The 19,871-nt window shown below is 37.7% G+C and carries 22 protein-coding genes; 18 read left to right on the forward strand and 4 right to left on the reverse strand.

Going from position 1 to position 19,871, the window contains the following annotated elements:
* Positions 1 to 94: 94 nt before the first annotated feature.
* The 4 genes from J7E38_RS16140 to J7E38_RS16155 all read left to right on the forward strand — a co-directional run bounded on the left by J7E38_RS16140 (position 95) and on the right by J7E38_RS16155 (position 4,136).
* Entirely contained in the window at positions 95 to 1,318 is a 1,224-nt protein-coding gene (locus J7E38_RS16140) for a YHYH domain-containing protein (RefSeq protein WP_214706692.1), read from the forward strand.
* Between the two features lie 12 nt (positions 1,319 to 1,330).
* Entirely contained in the window at positions 1,331 to 2,002 is a 672-nt protein-coding gene (locus J7E38_RS16145) for a PH domain-containing protein (protein ID WP_214706691.1), read from the forward strand.
* A gap of 281 nt (positions 2,003 to 2,283) precedes the next feature.
* Positions 2,284 to 2,880 carry a hypothetical protein gene (locus J7E38_RS16150; RefSeq protein ID WP_214706689.1) on the forward strand — a complete coding sequence of 199 codons (597 nt, stop codon included), beginning with the start codon at positions 2,284 to 2,286 and terminating at the stop codon, positions 2,878 to 2,880.
* A 425-nt stretch (positions 2,881 to 3,305) separates the two neighbouring features.
* Complete coding sequence (locus J7E38_RS16155) at positions 3,306 to 4,136, forward strand: hypothetical protein (protein WP_214706688.1); 831 nt, start codon at positions 3,306 to 3,308, stop codon at positions 4,134 to 4,136.
* Positions 4,137 to 4,301: 165 nt separating this feature from the next.
* Here J7E38_RS16155 and J7E38_RS16160 read toward each other — a convergent pair whose 3' ends face one another.
* Together J7E38_RS16160 and J7E38_RS16165 are read right to left on the reverse strand one after the other, a co-directional pair.
* On the reverse strand, positions 4,302 to 5,453 hold the full coding sequence (locus tag J7E38_RS16160) for a toll/interleukin-1 receptor domain-containing protein (RefSeq protein WP_214706687.1): 1,152 nt from the start codon (positions 5,451 to 5,453) through the stop codon (positions 4,302 to 4,304).
* 141 nt (positions 5,454 to 5,594) lie between these two features.
* Positions 5,595 to 6,110, reverse strand: coding sequence for a hypothetical protein (locus tag J7E38_RS16165; RefSeq protein WP_214706686.1), 516 nt, complete (start codon positions 6,108 to 6,110; stop codon positions 5,595 to 5,597).
* Between the two features lie 527 nt (positions 6,111 to 6,637).
* On the opposite strand from J7E38_RS16165, the gene J7E38_RS16170 reads away from it, so the two are divergent.
* The 12 genes from J7E38_RS16170 (at position 6,638) to J7E38_RS16225 (ending at position 16,737) form a co-directional block, all read left to right on the forward strand.
* Positions 6,638 to 7,465: a hypothetical protein gene (locus tag J7E38_RS16170; RefSeq protein ID WP_214706685.1), complete on the forward strand. Its 828-nt coding sequence runs from the start codon at positions 6,638 to 6,640 to the stop codon at positions 7,463 to 7,465.
* 217 nt (positions 7,466 to 7,682) lie between these two features.
* Positions 7,683 to 8,846 (forward strand): FAD-dependent monooxygenase, encoded by a 1,164-nt coding sequence (locus J7E38_RS16175; protein ID WP_214706684.1) that lies wholly within the window; start codon positions 7,683 to 7,685, stop codon positions 8,844 to 8,846.
* Between the two features lie 343 nt (positions 8,847 to 9,189).
* Positions 9,190 to 9,429: an SseB family protein gene (locus tag J7E38_RS16180; RefSeq protein ID WP_214706683.1), complete on the forward strand. Its 240-nt coding sequence runs from the start codon at positions 9,190 to 9,192 to the stop codon at positions 9,427 to 9,429.
* On the forward strand, positions 9,426 to 9,935 hold the full coding sequence (locus J7E38_RS23955) for an enhanced serine sensitivity protein SseB C-terminal domain-containing protein (RefSeq protein ID WP_214706682.1): 510 nt from the start codon (positions 9,426 to 9,428) through the stop codon (positions 9,933 to 9,935). Before J7E38_RS16180 ends, J7E38_RS23955 begins: the two co-directional genes overlap by 4 nt.
* Before the next feature lie 11 nt (positions 9,936 to 9,946).
* Positions 9,947 to 11,347 carry a hypothetical protein gene (locus J7E38_RS16190; RefSeq protein ID WP_214706681.1) on the forward strand — a complete coding sequence of 467 codons (1,401 nt, stop codon included), beginning with the start codon at positions 9,947 to 9,949 and terminating at the stop codon, positions 11,345 to 11,347.
* A 14-nt stretch (positions 11,348 to 11,361) separates the two neighbouring features.
* Positions 11,362 to 11,748 (forward strand): hypothetical protein, encoded by a 387-nt coding sequence (locus J7E38_RS16195; RefSeq protein WP_214706680.1) that lies wholly within the window; start codon positions 11,362 to 11,364, stop codon positions 11,746 to 11,748.
* Between the two features lie 58 nt (positions 11,749 to 11,806).
* Positions 11,807 to 12,031: a hypothetical protein gene (locus tag J7E38_RS16200; protein WP_214706679.1), complete on the forward strand. Its 225-nt coding sequence runs from the start codon at positions 11,807 to 11,809 to the stop codon at positions 12,029 to 12,031.
* Positions 12,032 to 12,395: 364 nt separating this feature from the next.
* A complete protein-coding gene (locus J7E38_RS16205; RefSeq protein ID WP_214706678.1) occupies positions 12,396 to 12,878 on the forward strand; it encodes a DUF2975 domain-containing protein in 483 nt (160 codons plus the stop codon).
* A gap of 10 nt (positions 12,879 to 12,888) precedes the next feature.
* Positions 12,889 to 13,104 (forward strand): helix-turn-helix domain-containing protein, encoded by a 216-nt coding sequence (locus J7E38_RS16210; protein WP_041964742.1) that lies wholly within the window; start codon positions 12,889 to 12,891, stop codon positions 13,102 to 13,104.
* A 53-nt stretch (positions 13,105 to 13,157) separates the two neighbouring features.
* Positions 13,158 to 14,405 carry a hypothetical protein gene (locus J7E38_RS16215; RefSeq protein WP_214706677.1) on the forward strand — a complete coding sequence of 416 codons (1,248 nt, stop codon included), beginning with the start codon at positions 13,158 to 13,160 and terminating at the stop codon, positions 14,403 to 14,405.
* Between the two features lie 147 nt (positions 14,406 to 14,552).
* Complete coding sequence (locus J7E38_RS16220; RefSeq protein WP_214706675.1) at positions 14,553 to 15,059, forward strand: hypothetical protein; 507 nt, start codon at positions 14,553 to 14,555, stop codon at positions 15,057 to 15,059.
* Between the two features lie 346 nt (positions 15,060 to 15,405).
* Positions 15,406 to 16,737, forward strand: a complete 1,332-nt coding sequence (locus J7E38_RS16225; protein ID WP_215038717.1) for a CoA-disulfide reductase — start codon at positions 15,406 to 15,408, stop codon at positions 16,735 to 16,737.
* A 228-nt stretch (positions 16,738 to 16,965) separates the two neighbouring features.
* Here the strand turns inward: J7E38_RS16225 and J7E38_RS16230 are convergent, their stop codons facing one another.
* A complete protein-coding gene (locus J7E38_RS16230) occupies positions 16,966 to 17,514 on the reverse strand; it encodes an EcsC family protein (RefSeq protein WP_214706671.1) in 549 nt (182 codons plus the stop codon).
* A gap of 120 nt (positions 17,515 to 17,634) precedes the next feature.
* On the opposite strand from J7E38_RS16230, the gene J7E38_RS16235 reads away from it, so the two are divergent.
* Together J7E38_RS16235 and J7E38_RS16240 are read left to right on the forward strand one after the other, a co-directional pair.
* Entirely contained in the window at positions 17,635 to 17,898 is a 264-nt protein-coding gene (locus J7E38_RS16235; protein WP_214706670.1) for a hypothetical protein, read from the forward strand.
* Positions 17,899 to 18,030: 132 nt separating this feature from the next.
* Positions 18,031 to 18,819: a hypothetical protein gene (locus tag J7E38_RS16240; RefSeq protein ID WP_214706669.1), complete on the forward strand. Its 789-nt coding sequence runs from the start codon at positions 18,031 to 18,033 to the stop codon at positions 18,817 to 18,819.
* A 141-nt stretch (positions 18,820 to 18,960) separates the two neighbouring features.
* Here the strand turns inward: J7E38_RS16240 and J7E38_RS16245 are convergent, their stop codons facing one another.
* Positions 18,961 to 19,761 carry a nuclease-related domain-containing protein gene (locus J7E38_RS16245; protein ID WP_214706668.1) on the reverse strand — a complete coding sequence of 267 codons (801 nt, stop codon included), beginning with the start codon at positions 19,759 to 19,761 and terminating at the stop codon, positions 18,961 to 18,963.
* Positions 19,762 to 19,871: the final 110 nt, after the last annotated feature.

A 19,871-nucleotide genomic window follows, 5' to 3' on the forward strand; every position in this document is an offset into this window, starting at 1 on the left:
TATTGTAAATATGTGGAATCTACCTTAAGATATAACTTGAAAACAGCATTGGCAACATAAAAATAGCGCCTTAGTTATTTTGAGGGGGAGAAACATGTATAAGAAAATCGCCATCTTAACGTTGTTATTTACTTTTGTATTTGGGACTGTTTCTTTTGCACACTCTGGTAGAACAGATTCTAGTGGAGGACATAATTGCAGTGAGAAATCTAAAGCAAAGGGCCTTTGCACAGGGTATCACTCCCATAATGGAGGATCTTCTGGGGGAAGTTCGTCTGGTGGCAGCACTTCGGGGACTGCTCCGGCAGCAACTAGAAATGATAAAGATTGTTCTGATTTTGCAACCTATGATGAAGTAGTTGAATACTGGAATTCAAAAGGATATTCCGCTACATATGATCCTGAAGGATTGGATGGATGGGGAAATGCGGTTGATGATGGAATACCTTGTGAGGCCCCAGGTGGCTATGACAAAACCAAAATAAACAACAGCCCTGAGCAGGTACAATTTAAGAAAGATCAACAAGATAGTAAAAACGGTGAGCAGCAAGGATATGCTCAAGGTCAGAAGGATGGATATCAGGGGAACACTAGTAACAATGTAGCTGAGAGTGAAAGTGATGCTTTCAAGAATGGCTATAAAACTGGTTATGACAAGGGATTTGAAGAAGGAAAAGCAAAGTTAGAAACTGAAAAGGAAAAAGCTAATGAAGAAGGTTATTCATTAGGGAAGAAACAAGATAAAATCTCAATTCCTGAAACATATGCAGCTAACGCTCAATTAAAGGCAGCGTTTGAAGAAGGTTTTAATAAAGCTGTTAAAGAACGAATAGAAGCTAAGAAAGAAGAGTACTTTGCTTTAGGTCTAAAAGATGGAAAAAATGATGTGAATAATCCACCAAAAGAAAAAGACTTTGTTGAAGCTTATCAAGAAGGGTACGAAAAGGGTCAAAAGGAATTAAAAGACCTTTACGTGAAGCAGGGTTATGAAGCTGCTTTTAGCTTAGTGGAATATAAGAGGCCTGACTTGAAAAATGAGAAGTTCATAGATTGGTATAAAGAAGGTTTTGAGTCTAACAAAGAGGTATTGAAAATTAGAGATGCGGCACTTGCACAAGGGAAGGAAGGGGCAGAGCTGGCAATCTCTAAAGAATATAAAAAGGGAGAAGTAGTCTATAAATTTTACTACGAAGAGGGCTTTAAAGAATATGAAGCTGAACAAGAGGCTAATCAACAGACAACTGCTGGGGGATTAGGTATAGCTGCACTTGCATGGTTGGGAAGACGATTCTATGTGGCAAAGAAAATGATTGGTTAAGGGGAGGCCGCTATGGGAATTTACCGAACTGTCAGTCGTAAGGTTGAAGATGTATTTGTAAAAATTTTAGCAGGGAAGCAAGACCCTGAAGTAGTAAAGGAAAAGGTTGCAAAGTACAGGACAGAAGCAGATCAAAAGCTGCAAGCGAAAAAGCTTGAGAAGGAAAAGAAAAGAGCAGAACAGACGAAACTAAACAAACAAAGATATGAAGCCCAAGAAAAGCAGCGTAAAGAGAAGGAAGAGACTCAGAGAAAAGAAGTTGAGGCTTTGCTATTAAAAGTGTTGGAGAATGGAGTTAATGGTGCTTCACAATATGAAGTTAACGAGATTAAGAACAATAAACAGTTTTTCCTAAATCTCGTACAAAGAGTATTTGATACCAATGAAAAAGCTCTTGCTTTTATTTTTTGTGAATTTGATAAATCAAGTAAGAAAGAGATAAAAGGATATCTCATACCAACAAATAAAAGGGTTTTATTTGTAACCAAAAACCTTACCTTCATGGATAAGTTCAGATATCAGACAATCATCAACGTCAACTGGTTCAAAGACGGCTTCCTTGAAAGAGGATTAAGGATCCAATATGGCAAAAGGAAATTGGAATTCGATGAGATGTTTGACCAGGAACAAATGGAGAGAGTTGGAAATACTATTTTGAACAAGGCGACGAGTAGAGCGATATAATAGGGGACGGTCTAATGTTTCGAGAGCATTAGACCGTCCTTTTTAATTTCATCCCCTCGCAATCCATTTTAGTGTTGGTATACTTTTGATTAAATCATAAAGTATTTCGTTAACCAAACAAATGCTATTCCAATATTCTAAGTGATCTAAAGATGGAAGTGAATTGAGAAGTGGCATGTCATGATATATCGAGAAAAAAAGCCTAAAACATCTCTATCTATCCATTTGGATATTTATGTTAAAATTAGAATTAAATTGACTTATATATTGGGGAGATACAATTGTTAGAGAAAATAAAGGACATTAACCTTGCTCTTACTAATAAAAGTTATTTATCAGCGCTTGCACTATCTTTAACTATACCTGATATTTGTGGGCAAATTGAATATCCAGATTTGAAGAAAAAAAATGGAGAACGAAATATAAGAAAACAATATGTAGCATGGTTTGATGATTGGGTAAACCAATATTTTGCAGATAACACAGGTTGGACAAAAGATGGATCAAAGGCAAGTAATCCCTATTTTACGGGAGAGATGTGTTATTCTCTCCGTTGTTCTTTCTTACATGCTGGAAATTCGGATATAAAGAAATGGGGCGAAGAAGAAGACGCGAATTTTTATTATTCCTACGAATTTGAATTAGCAATAGGTGGAGCAGATAAAAATGGTATATCTTGGGTAACTCCTACTAAAAATAACTTGAAAATATTAAAGAAAAGAACAGTCAGAGTAAATATCGATAAATTGTGTGAGTACATATGTCTATCTGCTGAAAAGTATTATGGAGAAAAAGATCCTAATTTATTCAAAGACCATAAAATCAAAATTATTGATTTTAATTCCTTTAAAAACCACGAAAAGGATTTTAATAATTAATTGATCTTCTACGATTGGGTGCGATCGTTAGTCTAATTCCTCGATTAATGTGGAGAATTAGATTTTTTCAAAGTCCTAAACGTAATAAATTTATTTTTTGATATTACTTCTTTGATACTCAGGTTGGTAAAAAGTGGTTATATATGCAAAAACCGCTTATGAAAACATGAAAGAAGTAGTACATGCTTATGGCGGTAATCCAACTAGGCATTGTTAATTGTAGTATACGTGCACGATTAATTGAGAAATCCATAAAACACGATAAGCAGTCACGTTTCTAATCGTATTTTTTTATATAAGGCAGCAAACTTTCTTATGAAATCTCCTATCTAATTTGTTCACAAAACGGCCACAATCCTCTGCTTCCCACCCTGTCCTTTCCGCCCTTTCATCCATATATAAAGAGTGAAGGGTGGTGCATTAGCATGACAATTAAATCGGCGGTTATTGAGAGTTTTGCGGAGTATTCACAGTTTGGTTCGTTGAAGGAGTTTAACAATCATTTTGAGATGTGGATGGCGGATAAGAAGCGTTTTTTCAGTAAGGGTGAGTTGATTGGGTTGAAGCGGCTGGCTCGTTTTGCTGCGAAGGTTCCTGGTGTGGCCAATGCCAAGATTGGGACGGTGCTGAAGGCAATATATGAGGAGTATGGGGAGATGGGGATTTCCCGCTCTACTTTTAAAAGGATGTTCCTGAAGGCTAGTGAAATTGGTATTTTCACTGTGTATGAAACTGGGCGCAAGAACGGATCACAATCCAGCAACCCGTATGTGTTCAATCGTTTCCCGATGAATGAACTACCGGATGGCGATCAATTGAGCCACCCATATAAAACTATCATTCCTTCTGAAACTAATATTAAAAAGAATAATAAACGTGAAGAAAAGGCTGCTGAAGAACAATCATCCGAACTCACAGAGGTAAAACCCATTGCTGAAAAAACACCGGAAGAGCATCTTTTTGTGAGTGACAGGATTCCAAGTGATTTCGTTAATCTTGTAAAATACTTTTACCCAGCTGAAAAGTCGATCGAGGAATTCTGGCGGATGAGCAAGGTCGCTGCATACCGTAACAACTATGAACAGGAAACAGACCTCCTGTTATCACTGTCCCTTGATTCCTTCAAGCAGCTCGTCCGGAAGCTAAAATTGAAGGTGGAAGTGAAGAATCCGATTGCTTATTTTACCGGGATTCTGAATAAGAAGTTTCAGGAGCTTTATTTTGAGGAGCTTTATAATATGAAGCAGGTTGGGTGAAGTAAGCCAAAGAGTTTTTTTCGAGGGACAAGGGGAAGGTTTTGAATGTCTAATGAATTGTGAAAATATGTAACTATGAGACAGTGGAACCGTCCCTCGTCTCATAGTTACACCTCACAAAAGAGAATTAGTATTTGTGTAATACAATTTTTACGAATTATTTATTTAAAACCCTCTAGTTTCTCTCCATGTTCCATCCTCGGAATAGTTAAGCGATTGTTCATAGCCGAAATGATTCCATAATAAATCAAAACTCGGCTTTAAAGTTTTTGCGATGTCATCATCCCATGAATTAATAAGGACAGTTGGAAGTCTTAATGTTGTTTGGTCGATAGTTTCTCTTGAACGTCCAAAATTACCCGCTAGATAATAATCTCTTATATATAAAAGAGTGATACTAACAGCAATAGGTAGTTTTACATTTATCGCCTTAAGGGCTTTTAAATAGTGATGTCTGATGCTTTCTATTATATCTTTTTCCAACTTAGCGATTGGAATATACTTCTCTCCACTACGTTCCATCAGCATTCCCATATCAACAGATTCGATTATTCCATTTCTATAGAACTGAACATAGGAGTGTGGGGAATTATCGCTTGGCCATTTTGCAAAAGTTAGATAACCGTCTTTATTTACTTTGTAGTCCCAACCTGTAGTGAAAAAGGGTTTTAGATTTGAAGGATTGTTAATTTCCTTTATTTCATATCTTTTATTAGTTGAAATAGACTCTATTGGTAAGAGATGGAGGACGATCTTTGCGCCTTCCCGAATTCTGTCGTTAAACTGACCGTTTTCTAATTCCTTAACACGTTTATCCAGCCACGGATTGTACCATCCTGTAGGAATATCCTCAGATTCTGTTTGTTTTTTTTGTACCATTCCAGGAAACGCTGGAGGGTCAACTGGTTTTGCTCTCTCTAACTGAACTCCAGTTAATATAGCTTGTTTAGCTTCTTCTTGTTCTTTACCAACCAAGCTAATATAACTAATTTGTGGCAACAAACCTTCTAGTTTAAAATCCTCAATTAAGATTGGGATTAGTTTTCTTGTTTTTCCTGTTGGATCTGCACCGAAAGCAGCTGCCCATTCAGGCTGTGTAAATTGAGATAACATATAATTATTTGATAATAACGCAATAGTACAATCAGCATCTGCAGCACCTTCTTGCATTTTTAAAACAATGTTATGGCCAGGTCTAAAATCCCATGCCTGGACAAACACATTATATCCAGCTTCCTCAAGAATCCAACTGATCCATTTAGCAAAGGCTTCATCTCTATGATTATAACTAATGAAAAAATCATATCTTTTACTCATATAAGCACCTCCGTAATGTAAACTTTGTGGATAAATTTTAATCTTTAAAAATATGGCGTGCATCATGGTAATCCTGTTAAACAGGAGTAACTTTGTTTTTCCTCCTTTTATAAATGAAACTTATCGCCTCTAAAAACGATTTCACTTATTATCATTGGGGTTCTCATCTAAAAAACTTTCTAACTCTGTTATTGCTTCTTCCAGTATAGGAATACTAATAATGGGCTCCTTAGCGCAAGCCTTTTTTAATTCCAATAGTTTCTTGTAAGAGTTTTCAACATGTGTCACTTTTTCTTCCTTAGTCGAATTTATATACAGTCTAATATCTCTTTTAGTTTTTATCCCTGATAGTTCTTGCAAAGAGGTAATCATTAATGCCGCAAACAGTGAACCAATAAAAAATAATCCACCGTAAAATGCGCTCTCATAATTCGGCCATTCTTCCTCACCAACAGTCCAGGAGGGGAATTCTGGATAAAAAAGCGGAATCCCAAATATTAAAACAGCTAAAGCAATGAAACAAGAAAAGAGTACTCTTTTAGCTCTTTTTTCTTCTTCAATTTCTGATAGGACTTTTCCTTTTCCGAATACAAAACGTTTCATAGGCATTGCAACTAGTACAACAATAAGTATAAAAAAGATTACTACTCCAATCATTTTCATTCCCCAATCGTTTATAGAATCGTTTAAATCAAAATTTACCTTTAATGTTATATTATAACAAACATGTATTCTCTTAGTCTACAATTCGTTAAATTTATATTATCCGTATAGTTTATTAAAAAGGAGTCTTACTTTATGTTCTTTGCGCAGCGTTGGACCTGCCATCATGATGGTCTCACTAACAAATTTAATCAATATTCCGATAGCTAGGGTTTTTAGGGCAAAATATTTGTATTTTGCTTAGGCAGCACCTCGAGAAACGTGGGGACGATTCTTCTGTTTCAGTAAATTGCATATGTTAACAATTTACGAAACGCTGAACCGTTCCTGGGGTTTTATTCAGAAATCTAATGAGGGAGATAAGCAGTCCGCACTGCTTATGGTATTTTTTGGCAAAGAGCCATCTCTCCTATAAAAGTTTCTATTTAATTGTTCACAAAACCGCCACAATCCACCGCTACCCATCCTGTCCTTTCCACCCTTTCATCCATATATAAAGGGTGAAAGGGTGGTGCATTAGCATGACAATTAAATCGGCGGTTGTTGAGAGTTTTGCGGAGTATTCACAGTTTGGTTCGTTGAAGGAGTTTAACAATCATTTTGAGATGTGGATGGCGGATAAGAAGCGTTTTTTCAGTAAGAGTGAGTTGATTGGTCTGAAGCGGCTGGCTCGTTTTGCTGCGAAGGTTCCTGGGGTGGCGAATGCCAAAATCGGCACGGTCCTGAAGGCGATCTATGAGGAGTATGGGGAGATGGGGATTTCCCGTTCTACTTTTAAAAGAATGATCCTGAAGGCTAGTGAGATTGGTATTTTCACTGTATATGAAACTGCGCGCAAGAACGGCTCACAGTCTAGCAACCTGTATGTATTCAATCGTTTCCCGATGAATGAACTACCTGATGGCGATCAATTGAGCCACCAATATAAAACTATCATTCCTTCTGAAACAAATATTAAAAAGAATAATAAACGTGAAGAAAAGGCTACTGGAGAACAATTATCCGAATTCATAGAGGTAAAACCTGTTACTGAACAAGCACCAGAAGATTATCTTTTTGCCAGTGACCGTGTTCCGAGGGAATTCGTGAATCTTGTAAAATACTTTTACCCAACTGCAAAGTCGATTGAAGAATTCTGGCGGATGAGCAAGGTCGCTGCCTACCGCAACAACTATGAAAAAGATACAGATCTCCTGTTATCGGTTTCCCTTGCCTCCTTCAAACAGCTCGTCCGGAAGCTGAAATCGAAGGTGGAAGTGAGGAATCCTATTGCCTATTTTACAGGGATCCTGAATAAGAAGTTCCAGGAGCTTTATTTTGAGGAGCTTTATGAGTTGAAGGTTTGTTAAGCTGTGTAGTTGTATTAGGAAGAACCCAAATATTATTAAGAAATGAAGACGGATTACGAATCTGGAGTCATATAATAAAACATCTTATTAACATAGTGTAATTCTTATTAAAAGCATTTACTTACAATATATCCATGGTGGAAGATTTCCGGAGGGGCGTCTCACTATTTATAGCTATTTCAGGGCTGGATCACATGTATTGGAAAGCGGTGATACGATGAAAGCAATCATTATTGGCGCTGGTATCGGGGGGCTGAGCACAGCCATTGCCCTGCGCAAAATCGGGATGGATGTGAAGGTGTTTGAACGCAAGCAGGAAGTGCGTTTTGCAGGTGCCGGACTCGCAATTGGAGCAAATGCTGTTCGAGCCTTGCAACAGCTTGGTACAGGCGGTTCAGTCCTTCGGGAAGGGATGGTGTTGGATGAGCTTCGCATCCTTACGCCTTCAGGGAAAATCCTGCAGCGGACGGACACAGCCCTAATTAGCCACAAGTATGGACCTAATAATGTTACGATTGAGCGAGGAAAGCTCCTGGAGCTGCTTATGGGCGCCCTAGGTCCGGAGCAAATTGTCCACACAGGAAAGACTTGTAATCGTTTTGAACAAAATGACAACGGGGTCAAAGTATGGTTTGAAGATGGTTCAACGGTGGAAGGTGATTTACTGATCGGCGCGGACGGTGTTTACTCCACCATTCGCGAAACCCTGTTGCCGAATGTAAAACCACGATATGCAGGATACACTTGTTGGAGGGCGGTTGTGAAGGCCGGACCGGATTTGCGTGATTATGATCCGAATGTATTTATAGAAACTTGGGGCCGCAGGGGCCGCTTCGGATTGGTTCCCTTGCCGGACAACCGGATCTATTGGTTCGCATGCGTGAATGCTAAAGCCCGGAATCCCCAATTAAAAGCCTTTACACCTCGGGACTTGATGAAGATTTTTGAAGGCTATCATGAACCGATTCCTCAAATACTAGCGCAAACCTCCAATCACCAATTGCTACACCATGATATTTATGATCTGCCTCCAATCCGCCGCTTTGCATTCGGACGCATTGTTTTACTCGGAGACGCGGCTCATGCCATGACACCCAACTTGGGTCAAGGGGCCGGGCAATCTATTGAAGATGCAGTCATCCTGGCAAGCCATTTGAAACGGAATTCCCCCATTAAAGAAGCTTTAAAAAGATATGAACAGAAACGAACCGGCCGTACCAGGCAAATTACAAGAATGTCGAACCGTATTGGAATGGTGGCCCAGTTGAATGAGCGCGTTTCTGTCGCTCTTCGTGATACACTATTCCCGCTTATTCCAGATAGGGTCCTGGAAAAGCAGCTTCAGTTTCTATATGAAGTAGAGCTTAAGGGATTATTGTAAAGGATTTTTTTCGATAAGATGATGGATAATCCTCATCCTATTTCCATAAATATCGGTAGTTGTACATATGAGAATGTGTACGGCACCTTTAAGCTTAAAGAAAAGAATTGGGTAGAAGAACTTGCCCATCGGACTTTAGTGAGAGAGTATGGAATTACAACCATTTTAAGATATTAACGAGAGACCCCAGTTTAAGTGGGAGTCCTCATTGCTTGCTAACTCTATTGGAGATAGCGAGCTTTTTTATTTTATTTTTGAGTCTTTAGACTCGTATTTTTTTAACAGGGATAATTGGATATTTGTGGAATTATATATTGGTTATGTCTAATTTTCAGGAGTGGTTATGAATAATCTTACGAATGAGTCTTTTGATGATTTGTTGTCTGCGGCTATTGATGAGCCATCTAGCCGTTTTCAATTTTATAAAGCGTTGGTTGAACTTGAACTGATCGTGATTGGAACGGTTGCGGATGATGAGACATTGAATTTAAAGTACATCGAAGAGGATGGTGAGCTAGTCTTGCCAGTTTTTACGAGTTGGGAGAAGTTCGATGAGATCATCCATCCGAGTATCCATATGTGAAAATCCCAACGGATCTTTTGTTGGAAATGGCGGGGACGGACATTCCGTGGGTGTTGAATCCTTTTACCGGTTTGAGCAAGAAAGTCATAAGTGAAGAACTGGAAACGATGAAGGATGGCAGCATTCTGTATTATTTTTTCGAACAGTTAAGTGACGAAGAGAAGGAAAGGTTTCTGACTGGACAAATAGTGGAGCTTCCCGAAGGTGTTATGGAAAGGCTGCGCTCATGCCTTAAGAAGTTCTCAGCTGTAAGAAAAGCTTACCTGGTTAATATATATAATCCATCGGCTGCTGGGCCTCCTTTTCCTCTAGTAGCATTGGATGTGGATGACTTGGAAGAAGGCCTGACTAAAGAAGTTTTCGAAGCTATAAATCAACACGCAGAACAGCAGGTTGAAGTATTGATTCTAGATGAGGCTATCCCGCTGACCGGCTCCATTATTGAAGACACCAGGCCATTTTATTTCCGTGAACCAGTGGAAGAATTGCGGACGATGTTTGAGTAGGAGGTTACCGAGTGTCAAAGATTAATATAAAAGTGAAGCAGGTGAAGGCGGCCAACAAGGATTTAGTCAACTTATCCTCCCGGGTGAATGGGGTTGGAAACCAGATTTCGTCCGTCAGGCAACAGGTTGATGGCAGGATTGCCTCCCGAAGGAGCATAGGGAGGAATTTAAATGAAGCAGCTTCAAAGGTAAGAGAGGCTGCAAAGAAACTGAAGAAAATTCATCAGTTTGTTGATGTATCCATGGATTTGTATGTGAAAGCCGATAAGAAAGCGGACCGATTCAAGGAACCTGAAAAGAAGTCGGTCTGGGACAAAATGAAAGATATATTTGGAACGGCTGATGATGTTGTATCAGGATTTCGCAAAGGGGTAGCTGAAGCTGTCTTTTCATCCGTTGAAGGAATTTGGAACGCCATCACCCATCCAATCGAGACTGCCAAGGGAATTGTGTATGCCGTAAGCCACCCCGTTGAAACAGCCAAAAGCATCTGGAAGTCGATCTCCGATTCCTGGAAGAATGACGTTATAAATGGAGATGCGAAAAGCCGTTCGCAGTGGTTTGGCCGCGCCATAGGAGAAGTCGCTCTGGCAGTCATCGGAACCAAAGGCGTTGACAAGGCCATAAAGATGGCTAAAGGGGCTAAGGTTGTGGAGGAAGCTGGGGGAGTTCGGGTTGTTAGAAAAGATACTGCTCAGGCTCCTAATATAATAAATAATAAAGATGCAGGCATAAGTGGTATCAGTAATACTGTAAAAGGAAAGTTTGATTTTGATTCTACTCAAGGGTTGAAAGGGTTTAGTGAAAAGCTTCCTTCATATTTAGAGATGAATGGAATAAATATTGAAAGATTTCATGATTTACGTCTAAAAGCGGTTGATAAATTAACTGATTCAGAAGTAAATATTATAAAAAATATTAGGGATGCTGTACCACCGGTTAATAATAAAACTTTGTTGCAAAAGACCATTCCGGTGGGGGAAATTGAAAATTATTTATCAGGCAAGTATACAGAAATTGGTGGATATGTTGCAAAAGTAGAAGATGTAAGTAATGTAAGAATGTATGATGATGTTATAGAGACATCAAGGTTGGACTATACACTAAATGATGGTACTAGGCCATATCCTGTGAATGGCACTTCTTACGGAATGATAAGATTTAAGACAACTCAATCAGACATGGTGGAGATTCCATATGGTGAAAGGTTTGGCGGTAATAACAAAGATGGTCCACCATGTACTCAAAATGGATTCACTGCAGCCAGAAATGGAATGGTCGTTCCTGAATGGACATTTAATGGAAGGTTTAAGCCAAAGCCAGGAGCAGAATTATATCATGTAGAGAATGGGCAAGAAACATTAATAGCTATATTTGATGGCAAAAAGTTCGTAGATATTAATCAAAATTGAAAAGGTGAATAAAAATGATCAGAAACGGTAACTATTGCATCTACAATGGTAAAGAATATGAACTCTCAGAAGATATGAATGATAATTTAATTATATTATCTGAGAATCCAACTTTCCCAGAGAAACATGGGTTTATCGACCACTTCAATAGTGGCGTATATAGTAAAGTTGTTAACCCGAGTGAATTAACAAAATGTTATAGGGTATCCACTAAGGGGAAGTTAAACGGAAAAATTGTTAACATATCGAATGAAAATGGCAATGAATATTTTGTTGGTACCTCAAATGCAGATATAGCCAAAGACTTAGGGGCGGAACGAACAGATAAATATTATTACGAGAAATGGGTACCGAAAGAAATGGTAGAAGTTTTTGAAGAGATTCAGGAAATCAATATTTAGGTTTACGCAGAGGATTTATTTTAAGGTAAGAGAGTATAGATACAATGGATAAAGTAGAATGAAAAAAGAAAAATTGAACGAGTCTTTAATTAATGCAAATGTTCCCAAGGATTTATACAACTTGAATGGCGGGCTACCTAATGAAGCTTTTTGTTTAAATAAAGAAGGTGAAATTTGGGAAGTTTACTATAGTGAACGTGGAGTTAAATCTCAATTAAAGCATTTTCACTCTGAAGATGAAGCATGTAATTACTTGTATAAAACGATTTTAGAAGTTTTATGAGACATAGGGACGGTCCAATAAGTCCAATGAAAATCCTGAAACAAAACGATAAGCAGTCATGCTGCTTATCGTATTTTTTTGCCCATCCAGCAAATTCACCTCGAAAATTTCCTCTTTAACTGTTAAAAAAAGAAACATTGGGACGGTTCTTCTGTTTCAATAAATTGTATATTTTAACAGTTTATGAAACGCCGGAACCGTCCCTTTGTTTCAATATGAAGTACTTGAGCGTTTCTTTGGCTGGGGAACGCTTTTTATTTATGTTGAATTATAATAAATAAATCATTAAAATTAATAAATATTTATTGTAAATCAATAAATCGTGTATTAAAATCAAAATTAGAATATGGTAGCGAGGTGCTTTATGGAAAAGGTTAAAACGTTGTTTTTAAAAATGGCGGTTATTCTTTTAGGAGTTCCAGTTCTCGGTCTGTGCATCTTTTTGGTGCCTGAGCTGGCCAATCTTTCATCAGAATTGCTTCCGGAGTTTCCTTTAATAAAATATTTTGTTTTCATCATTTTTGATGGATCGGCAATACCTTATTACTTTGCTTTGTATCAGGCTTTCAAACTCTTACGCTATATTGATAAAAATATTTCTTTTTCTGATTTATCTGTAAAGGCTCTAAGAAAAATCAAATACTCTGCAGTCACAATTAGTACTTTGCATGTGCTCGTTTTTCCGCTCTTCTATATCTTTGCGGAAATAGACGATGCCCCAGGAGTGATCTTGGTCGGATTGGCTGTCCCGTTTGCTTCGATGGTCATCGCCGTCTTTGCTGCTGTTCTTCAAAAACTTTTACAAGAAGCAATTGAGATTAAATCAGAAAATGATTTAACGGTGTGAGGTGTAAACAATGGCCATTATCATAAATATTGACGTAATGATTGCAAAAAGGAAAATGAGCGTAACGGAACTGTCGGAGAAGGTTGGGATTACAATGGCGAACCTTTCTATATTGAAAAATGGAAAGGCAAAGGCCATTCGGTTATCCACCTTAGAGGCAATTTGTAAGGCTTTGGATTGTCAGCCGGGAGATATTTTGGAATACAAAAGCGATGAAGACGTTTAAACCATGCGGAGGAAACTTGCTATACAGGTAGGTTATTAGGGGAGGGTAAAAAGATGGACAATAACAATTTGATCATTGAAAACATGGCTGATCCTCATGAGCTGGAGAGAATGTATAGAAAGGATCCGAAAGCCTTCAAAAAGTCATTCACACAGGCATGGAAACAAAATCCTGATTCTCATATTCTTCGTGTTTGGTATGAAAGATTGCATTTCAGGGAGACGGCAAATACAGATAAACCTCTCTTTCTTCAAAAAGGGTTCTTCATTATGTGCATGCTGGCAATTTTGGCCGGGATCAGCACCCGGATCATTTTCCATTTTGTCGAACAGGAAGCCATTGCTCCAATTAACCTGGCTTTTGGTATGATCCCCTTTGTAGCTGCTTATTTTGTTTACAATAATACTCCCAGAAAAAGGATTATTTATATCCTTGCAGCGTTGTTCCTCATTTCCGGGATTTATCTTAATACACTTCCGTTAGATTATAAAGACAGTATCATACTTGTTTATTTGCATTTTCCCGTATTTTTATGGGTCTTGGCAGGGCTTGCATTTACAGGAAATGAATATTCTAAAGGAAGCACAAGATTAGCCTATATTAAATTTAATTTGGAATTTGGCATTCTTTATACCAGCATGGCAGTTAGCGGAATGGTTCTAGCGGCACTAACCATGCAGTTATTTAGCTTTATTGGCCTGAATATAGAGGACTTCTATTTTAGTAATGTCGTTTTATTCGGTGCTGCTGCTCTTGCTATTGTGGCTACATACCTGGTATCAATGAATCTTAAGCTTGCTAAGAATATTACTCCATACATAGCCAAGATTTTTAGTCCTCTTGTCCTGACCACATTGTTAGTCTATCTCATAACGGTTATATGGGTCGGGAAAAATCCATTCCTGGATCGGAATTTCTTGATAGCCTTCAATGGAATACTCCTTGGTATACTGGCCATTACCATATTTTCCATTACCGAAAGTGAGTCAGACGAGAAAAAGAACATTTCTCATTATATAAATTTCGCCTTAATTGCTCTTGCACTCATCATTGACAGTGTGGCGTTGTCAGCGATTGTTTTCAGACTTTCTACTTTCGGGGTTTCGCCTAATAGAGTAGCTGTCTTAGGAGTAAACATACTCATCTGGGCCAATCTAATTTGGATCATGCTCTCCTATTTGCGTTATCTGCAGAACAAATCTGGACCTTCAGGTATCCAAGAGGCTATTACCAAGTATTTGCCGGTCTACGGACTTTGGGCGGCTTTCGTTATTTTCGTGTTTCCTGTCATTTTCAATTAGTGAAGAAGCATGGGGACGGTTCTTTTGTTTCAGTAAATTGTGTATTTTAACAGTTTATGAAACATTGGAACCGTCCCTTTGTTTTCAAGTAAAACTTGAAACTTTCTTACATATTGCTTCGTAATTTAAAGGAAGGGAAGTGATTAGTTGGAAGAGAGAAAGTTTTATACTTCAAGAATTTATATGTTTGTATCATTTATTGTTTCAGTTCCTTTATTCATCATGATGGGGTGGATTATTTACTCTGGTTTAGATTATGAAAAAGATTGGCTGTATTGGGCAGGACTGATACTTAGTTTATTATTTGAAATGCTTTTTTTGCATATGGTAGTTTATTCGTTGAAACAATTAATAAATCCAAAATTACTTATAACTGTAACTGAAACAGGAGTGATTGTCTTTCAAGATAAAAGAAACGTTGAAATTGGTTGGGGAGATATAGAGTCTTATATGATTTGCAGAAACCCTGGCTCAGGCAACGTTGTTTACTTTTATATTTTTGTGAAAGACGGGGTAATCTCTCCAACTATTCCTAAACAGATAAAGGTTGAATTTCATTTTATGAAAAATCAACAAAAACTGAAAGCGATCTTCAAGGAAAAGAATATTAAAGAACTTCCACCTGATTATGAACTTGTTAAACACATGAAGTGAGGTTTAGGGAACAAAACCTTTAGAAGCACGGGGAGCGTACCCTGTGTTTTTTAATAAAGTTGGACGGAAAAACCATGATAATTATGAAGGTTTTTCTCGTATAGGTTGTCGCTTTTTACTAGTCCTAAAAGGCGTGCTAACCGATATTATGACGCTTTAAACAGATGTCTAATTCTTGGTAATATCGGAATTCTAGAACTCCAATCCGGTACATCGATGGGATGATTATAACAAATATTAAATAGTGTCTTTATCAGTATTTTTCTAAAGTTACCTATATATAGATATAAATGTTTAAAACTCAATCATAAATGGATACACAAGGAATGGAGGGATGAAGATGAAGATGAAGATACTTATTATTGGTGGAGATGCAGCGGGTATGAGTGCTGCAATGCAAATGGTACGGAACAGCTCTGGACATGAAATCACTGTGTTGGAAAAGGGTGGCGTGTATTCATACGGACAATGTGGCCTGCCTTATGTAATCAGCGGGAAGATTGAGTCCACAAATGAGTTAATCGCGCGCACTCCGTCTACTTTTAAAGAGAAATATGGTATTGATGCACGTGTATTTCATGAGGCCCAAAAGGTAGACGTAGAAAATAAAATGGTAAGTGGAATAAACCATAGTAATGGTGAAACGTTCAGCCTTCCATATGACCGCCTTCTGATTGCGACTGGTGTAAGCTCGGTCGTTCCAGAGTGGGAAGGTGTGACACTTCCAGGTATTTTCTCACTAAAAACCATTCCTGATGCAAAAGCGATAATGGATTATCTGGATAGAGATATACATAATGTGACCGTGATTGGTGGCGGATACATTGGGCTTGAAATGGCCGAAAGTTTTGCAGAGCTCGGCAAGAAGGTAACCATCATTGAAAGAAATGAGCAATTAGCCAAAATATTTGATCCAGACATGGCGGAACTGATTCATGAAGAAGCAGTAAAGCAAAACATTGTGTTGAAAATGGGTGAATCCGTGGAAGCATTCGGCGGAAGTGACCATGTGGAATCTGTGAAAACCAATAAAGGGGAGTATAAAACAGATTTGGTGCTAGTCGCTGTAGGTGTGAAGCCCAATACTTCCTTTATAGAAGGAACAGGGATCACAACAATTGGGAATGGTGCGATCCAGGTAAATGCCTATATGCAAACCAGTATCGAGGATATCTACGCGGCAGGAGATTGTGCCACACAATATCACCGGGTAAAAGAAAAGGATGACCATGTCCCATTAGGAACACATGCCAATAAGCAAGGACAAATCGCCGGATTGAACATGGTGGATGTACATAAAACCTTTAAAGGAATCGTAGGCACTTCGATTATTAAGTTTTTCGATTTAACCCTCGGGAGAACAGGGCTATCAGAAAAAGAGGCAAACACGCTGAACATTCCCTGCGGCTCTGTAACCATTACAGCAACTGATATCGCTGGTTATTATCCCGATGATAAAAAAATGAAATTGAAACTTGTCTATCATAAAGAGACACATAAGATTCTTGGCGGGCAAATTATTGGGGAAAATGGCGTCGATAAACGAATCGATGTACTAGCGACGGCCATCTTTCATTCGATGACGACCGAAGAACTGCTTGATTTGGATTTGGCGTATGCACCACCGTATAATGGGGTGTGGGATCCTGTTCAGCAGGCGGCTAGGAGGGTGGAGTAAAGGTAAATGGGGACGTATCTTTTGGAAACGAAAGGTACGTCCCTCTGCTTTTTGGTACCCTCTAATTATTCGAAGTCTTAAATACAGACATCCAATGCTATAACATATCAATAATTTCAGGTTCATCCATTTTTTTAGATTTTTGCTCTTGAATAAACAGCTTGTGAGCAACATTCCCAATAGTATTTGTAGTAACTGCATCTACGGTCCCGCCAATGATTCCCCCGGCTAAAGGCACCACTTACCTAAATTTATGACCCCTTTTTCTCCAAACTTTGTTAGTAAACGAAAGCCTACAGCTTGATTGATTTTTTTTATTACTTCAAAAGGGATTTTTTTAATACCGTTTACTGCAAGTTTTTTTCCTATCTGAATGCCTGCATTTTTAAGAATATCTTTAGCTCCATTTCCAGCTAAACAGGCATAAACGAAAGATTTAACCTGATCATCTTTTAAATCATAACCGCCCATATGTGCGATAGCCGCAACCATTCTCATTTGAACTAAAATAACACTAGTTATATTGGCTGGTACAGCCACAGGCAATGTAATAAGTCCGCCCAGGCCTGTTAAAAATCCACTAGTAGCACTTTTGGTGTTTTGCCAAAGGATTAAACTTTTAACTTTTTCGTCTAAGGTACCACTTTTTTGTAAATAACTATCAGCTAATTCTATAGCGGTGTCCATTCCAGGTACACCACCGTTAATTGCTTTATCATAAGACCAATCTAATGCCTTCATTATGGAGTCGTGTGTTAAGGATTTTGTTTTAGACAATTTAAGTCTCACCTTTCTTCTATGGGGGTATGGTAATATTATACTATTAAAACTGAGTTTGGGATTTAGAATATTATCAAGGCATTAAACTACTTAAAATAATTAAAAGAAAGGTGTCCTATGGAGAGAAGAAGACCAACAATAAAAAACAAAGTCGAAATCCCCGTAAATATTTTCAGAGGAGAAGAGTTAATCGCTGAATGTCCGAGTATACAGGCGGCGGCAAGATTTTTCAAAAAAGAAACGAATTCTACACGTTTCAACTGGTCTGCTATTAATAAGGGGATTTGGTACGGTGAATCGTATTCTAAAGATGGAGCTACTTATTATTTTACAACAGATAAAGAAGCTATTAACAAGAAAACTGGAAACGAGGTAGTCTAATACTAGCTAAGAGGATAATCCAGATTACCTTAAGTTGTATTATGAAAACCGAACACTTTAATGAATACCAGAAGAATGAGCTGACCAAATTTAAATCTGTTATATAAAAATAATGAGGAGAAGAGAAAAATTATGCCAGAATATAGAGTTAATAAGAAGCAATCATCCAAGAATAGAATTATTATGACCATTATTTTTGCGTTACTCTGTGCCTCGATTGGATCAGCAGGAACATATATGATCTTGAAAGGTGATAAAAAAGTAGTTAAACCAACTACAGAAATAAAAGGTGAGGTCATCATAGAAAATATCGCATACGATAAGGTGAGAGAAATCAGCAAACACTTCGGATATGAGGATGTCCAAGACTTCGATTACACCGAAGATGACACTTATGAATTTTTAAAGAATCAAGAGGATGATATTTGGCTTGAAACAACAGGGAAAAAATTCGGTAAGTATCTTTTCGGAAAAGAATACAACATTCATTTGTTTGGTTATTTTATGCTTGGTTATGATTTAAAAAATATTAAAAAAGAAGATTTTTATTATGATGAAAAATCCAAGGTTTTACACATTAAAGTACCAGCATTAGAATTAGCTTATATTCCTATGTTTGACAAGAGTTATTTTGATAGTTTTGTAGGAGTATTTAGAAAGGAATACACTGAGGAATACCGAAAGTTGATTTATGAAGATGCGATAAATCAAGGCATCCAAGCTATCCTTGATGATAAAAGCAAAGTTAGTGAAGGATATAAATTAACAAATGATTCTCTTAAAGAAACATTATTCGACAAACCAGAGTTAAAAAAACATGTCAAAGATATTGTTTTTGAAAAGTCCGATCAAGAAGCAACTATTAGAGTCGAAGAAACTAGACAAGCTGTTCTTGGTGAGAAAAAAGAAACGGAAAAGTAAAATCTATTCTATTTATAGTGTATATAAAATAAATACTGTCGACAAATTCGGTTTCATCGAGTTTGCCGACAGTGACTATAATTCATATAGCTAACAAATGGCTTGGGAACTTCCTAAGCTTTTTTTCTTAATAACCTGTTATTAAACATCCTTCTGATGCTCATAACAATATATCTTTCCATTGAATTTGTGGTTTGATAAACAATATGATTTAACTTTATCAGACACGTATTTATTACAGATTGAACAACTTGCTTGAGTGGGGGTGTCTGTAGTAACAGCCTTCAATGCCTGCTCGTGTACTCGTCTAATGGCAGGGTCTTTGATATCTGCATTTAAGAAGACATCGTAAATCACTGAAATCTCCCTCTCGCTTAGGAGAGGTTCTTTGTGTTGAATTTTTAAAACGGAAACCTTTCGGTGAATGAACTCTGATAGCTCGATATCATAAACGATCAGTTCGTTTGACTGTATTTTCCGGTAATCTAAATCAACTTTAAACGTTGATCGCTTAGTAAAAGAAACAAATGAAACAAAAAACTCCTCGTACTTTTGATCAATCAAGGACGATAGTGCTTTTATATGCCCGTAGTTTTGGACAAAGGGGTTCATCATTTTGAACTTCCCATTGACGGACCATGTTTTTCTGTCTTTCCCCCCGTAAATTGTTCCTTGATAATTTTTTGTCTCAATAACAAAGATGCCGTATGGTGTCAGCACAACATGGTCAATCTGTGAATATCCAGACTTTGCTTTTGGGTTTTTTATCAGAAGGTCACTCAAGTATCGGCAGTCCTTTGGCAGCTGATCTAGCTGTATATCAATCTTGTATTCTCCAATTTCACCTTTTCTTACGGCAACCTGTTTTGGAGCGGCAGTCATCGCTTTTACAGGAGGCGCCTCTGTCTTTTTCTTCTTCAAGAAATTAAGAAATAATAACATGATAATATCTCCTTGCTGTAAAGTTTCCTCTCTTATACTTTCGTTCTAATCCCCTCCTTATTTAAACTTTTATTTGATATAATGGAAAAAATAACTAGTTCCTGGCTTGC

Origin of the sequence: Bacillus sp. ISL-35 (genome assembly GCF_018613355.1) — a bacterium.
Taxonomy (GTDB): Bacteria; Bacillota; Bacilli; order Bacillales; family Cytobacillaceae; genus Mesobacillus.

Coding starts and splice junctions, on each gene's coding strand:
- J7E38_RS16200 (WP_214706679.1), top strand. CDS start 11,807: ATGAAAAAAGAAAAATTGAACGAGTCTTTAATTAATGCAAATGTTCCC.
- J7E38_RS16245 (WP_214706668.1), bottom strand. CDS start 19,761: ATGTTATTATTTCTTAATTTCTTGAAGAAGAAAAAGACAGAGGCGCCT.
- J7E38_RS16240 (WP_214706669.1), top strand. CDS start 18,031: ATGCCAGAATATAGAGTTAATAAGAAGCAATCATCCAAGAATAGAATT.
- J7E38_RS16155 (WP_214706688.1), top strand. CDS start 3,306: ATGACAATTAAATCGGCGGTTATTGAGAGTTTTGCGGAGTATTCACAG.
- J7E38_RS16170 (WP_214706685.1), top strand. CDS start 6,638: ATGACAATTAAATCGGCGGTTGTTGAGAGTTTTGCGGAGTATTCACAG.
- J7E38_RS16175 (WP_214706684.1), top strand. CDS start 7,683: ATGAAAGCAATCATTATTGGCGCTGGTATCGGGGGGCTGAGCACAGCC.
- J7E38_RS16205 (WP_214706678.1), top strand. CDS start 12,396: ATGGAAAAGGTTAAAACGTTGTTTTTAAAAATGGCGGTTATTCTTTTA.
- J7E38_RS16145 (WP_214706691.1), top strand. CDS start 1,331: ATGGGAATTTACCGAACTGTCAGTCGTAAGGTTGAAGATGTATTTGTA.
- J7E38_RS16180 (WP_214706683.1), top strand. CDS start 9,190: ATGAATAATCTTACGAATGAGTCTTTTGATGATTTGTTGTCTGCGGCT.
- J7E38_RS16140 (WP_214706692.1), top strand. CDS start 95: ATGTATAAGAAAATCGCCATCTTAACGTTGTTATTTACTTTTGTATTT.
- J7E38_RS16235 (WP_214706670.1), top strand. CDS start 17,635: ATGGAGAGAAGAAGACCAACAATAAAAAACAAAGTCGAAATCCCCGTA.
- J7E38_RS16160 (WP_214706687.1), bottom strand. CDS start 5,453: ATGAGTAAAAGATATGATTTTTTCATTAGTTATAATCATAGAGATGAA.
- J7E38_RS16215 (WP_214706677.1), top strand. CDS start 13,158: ATGGACAATAACAATTTGATCATTGAAAACATGGCTGATCCTCATGAG.
- J7E38_RS16210 (WP_041964742.1), top strand. CDS start 12,889: ATGGCCATTATCATAAATATTGACGTAATGATTGCAAAAAGGAAAATG.
- J7E38_RS16195 (WP_214706680.1), top strand. CDS start 11,362: ATGATCAGAAACGGTAACTATTGCATCTACAATGGTAAAGAATATGAA.
- J7E38_RS16165 (WP_214706686.1), bottom strand. CDS start 6,110: ATGATTGGAGTAGTAATCTTTTTTATACTTATTGTTGTACTAGTTGCA.
- J7E38_RS16225 (WP_215038717.1), top strand. CDS start 15,406: ATGAAGATACTTATTATTGGTGGAGATGCAGCGGGTATGAGTGCTGCA.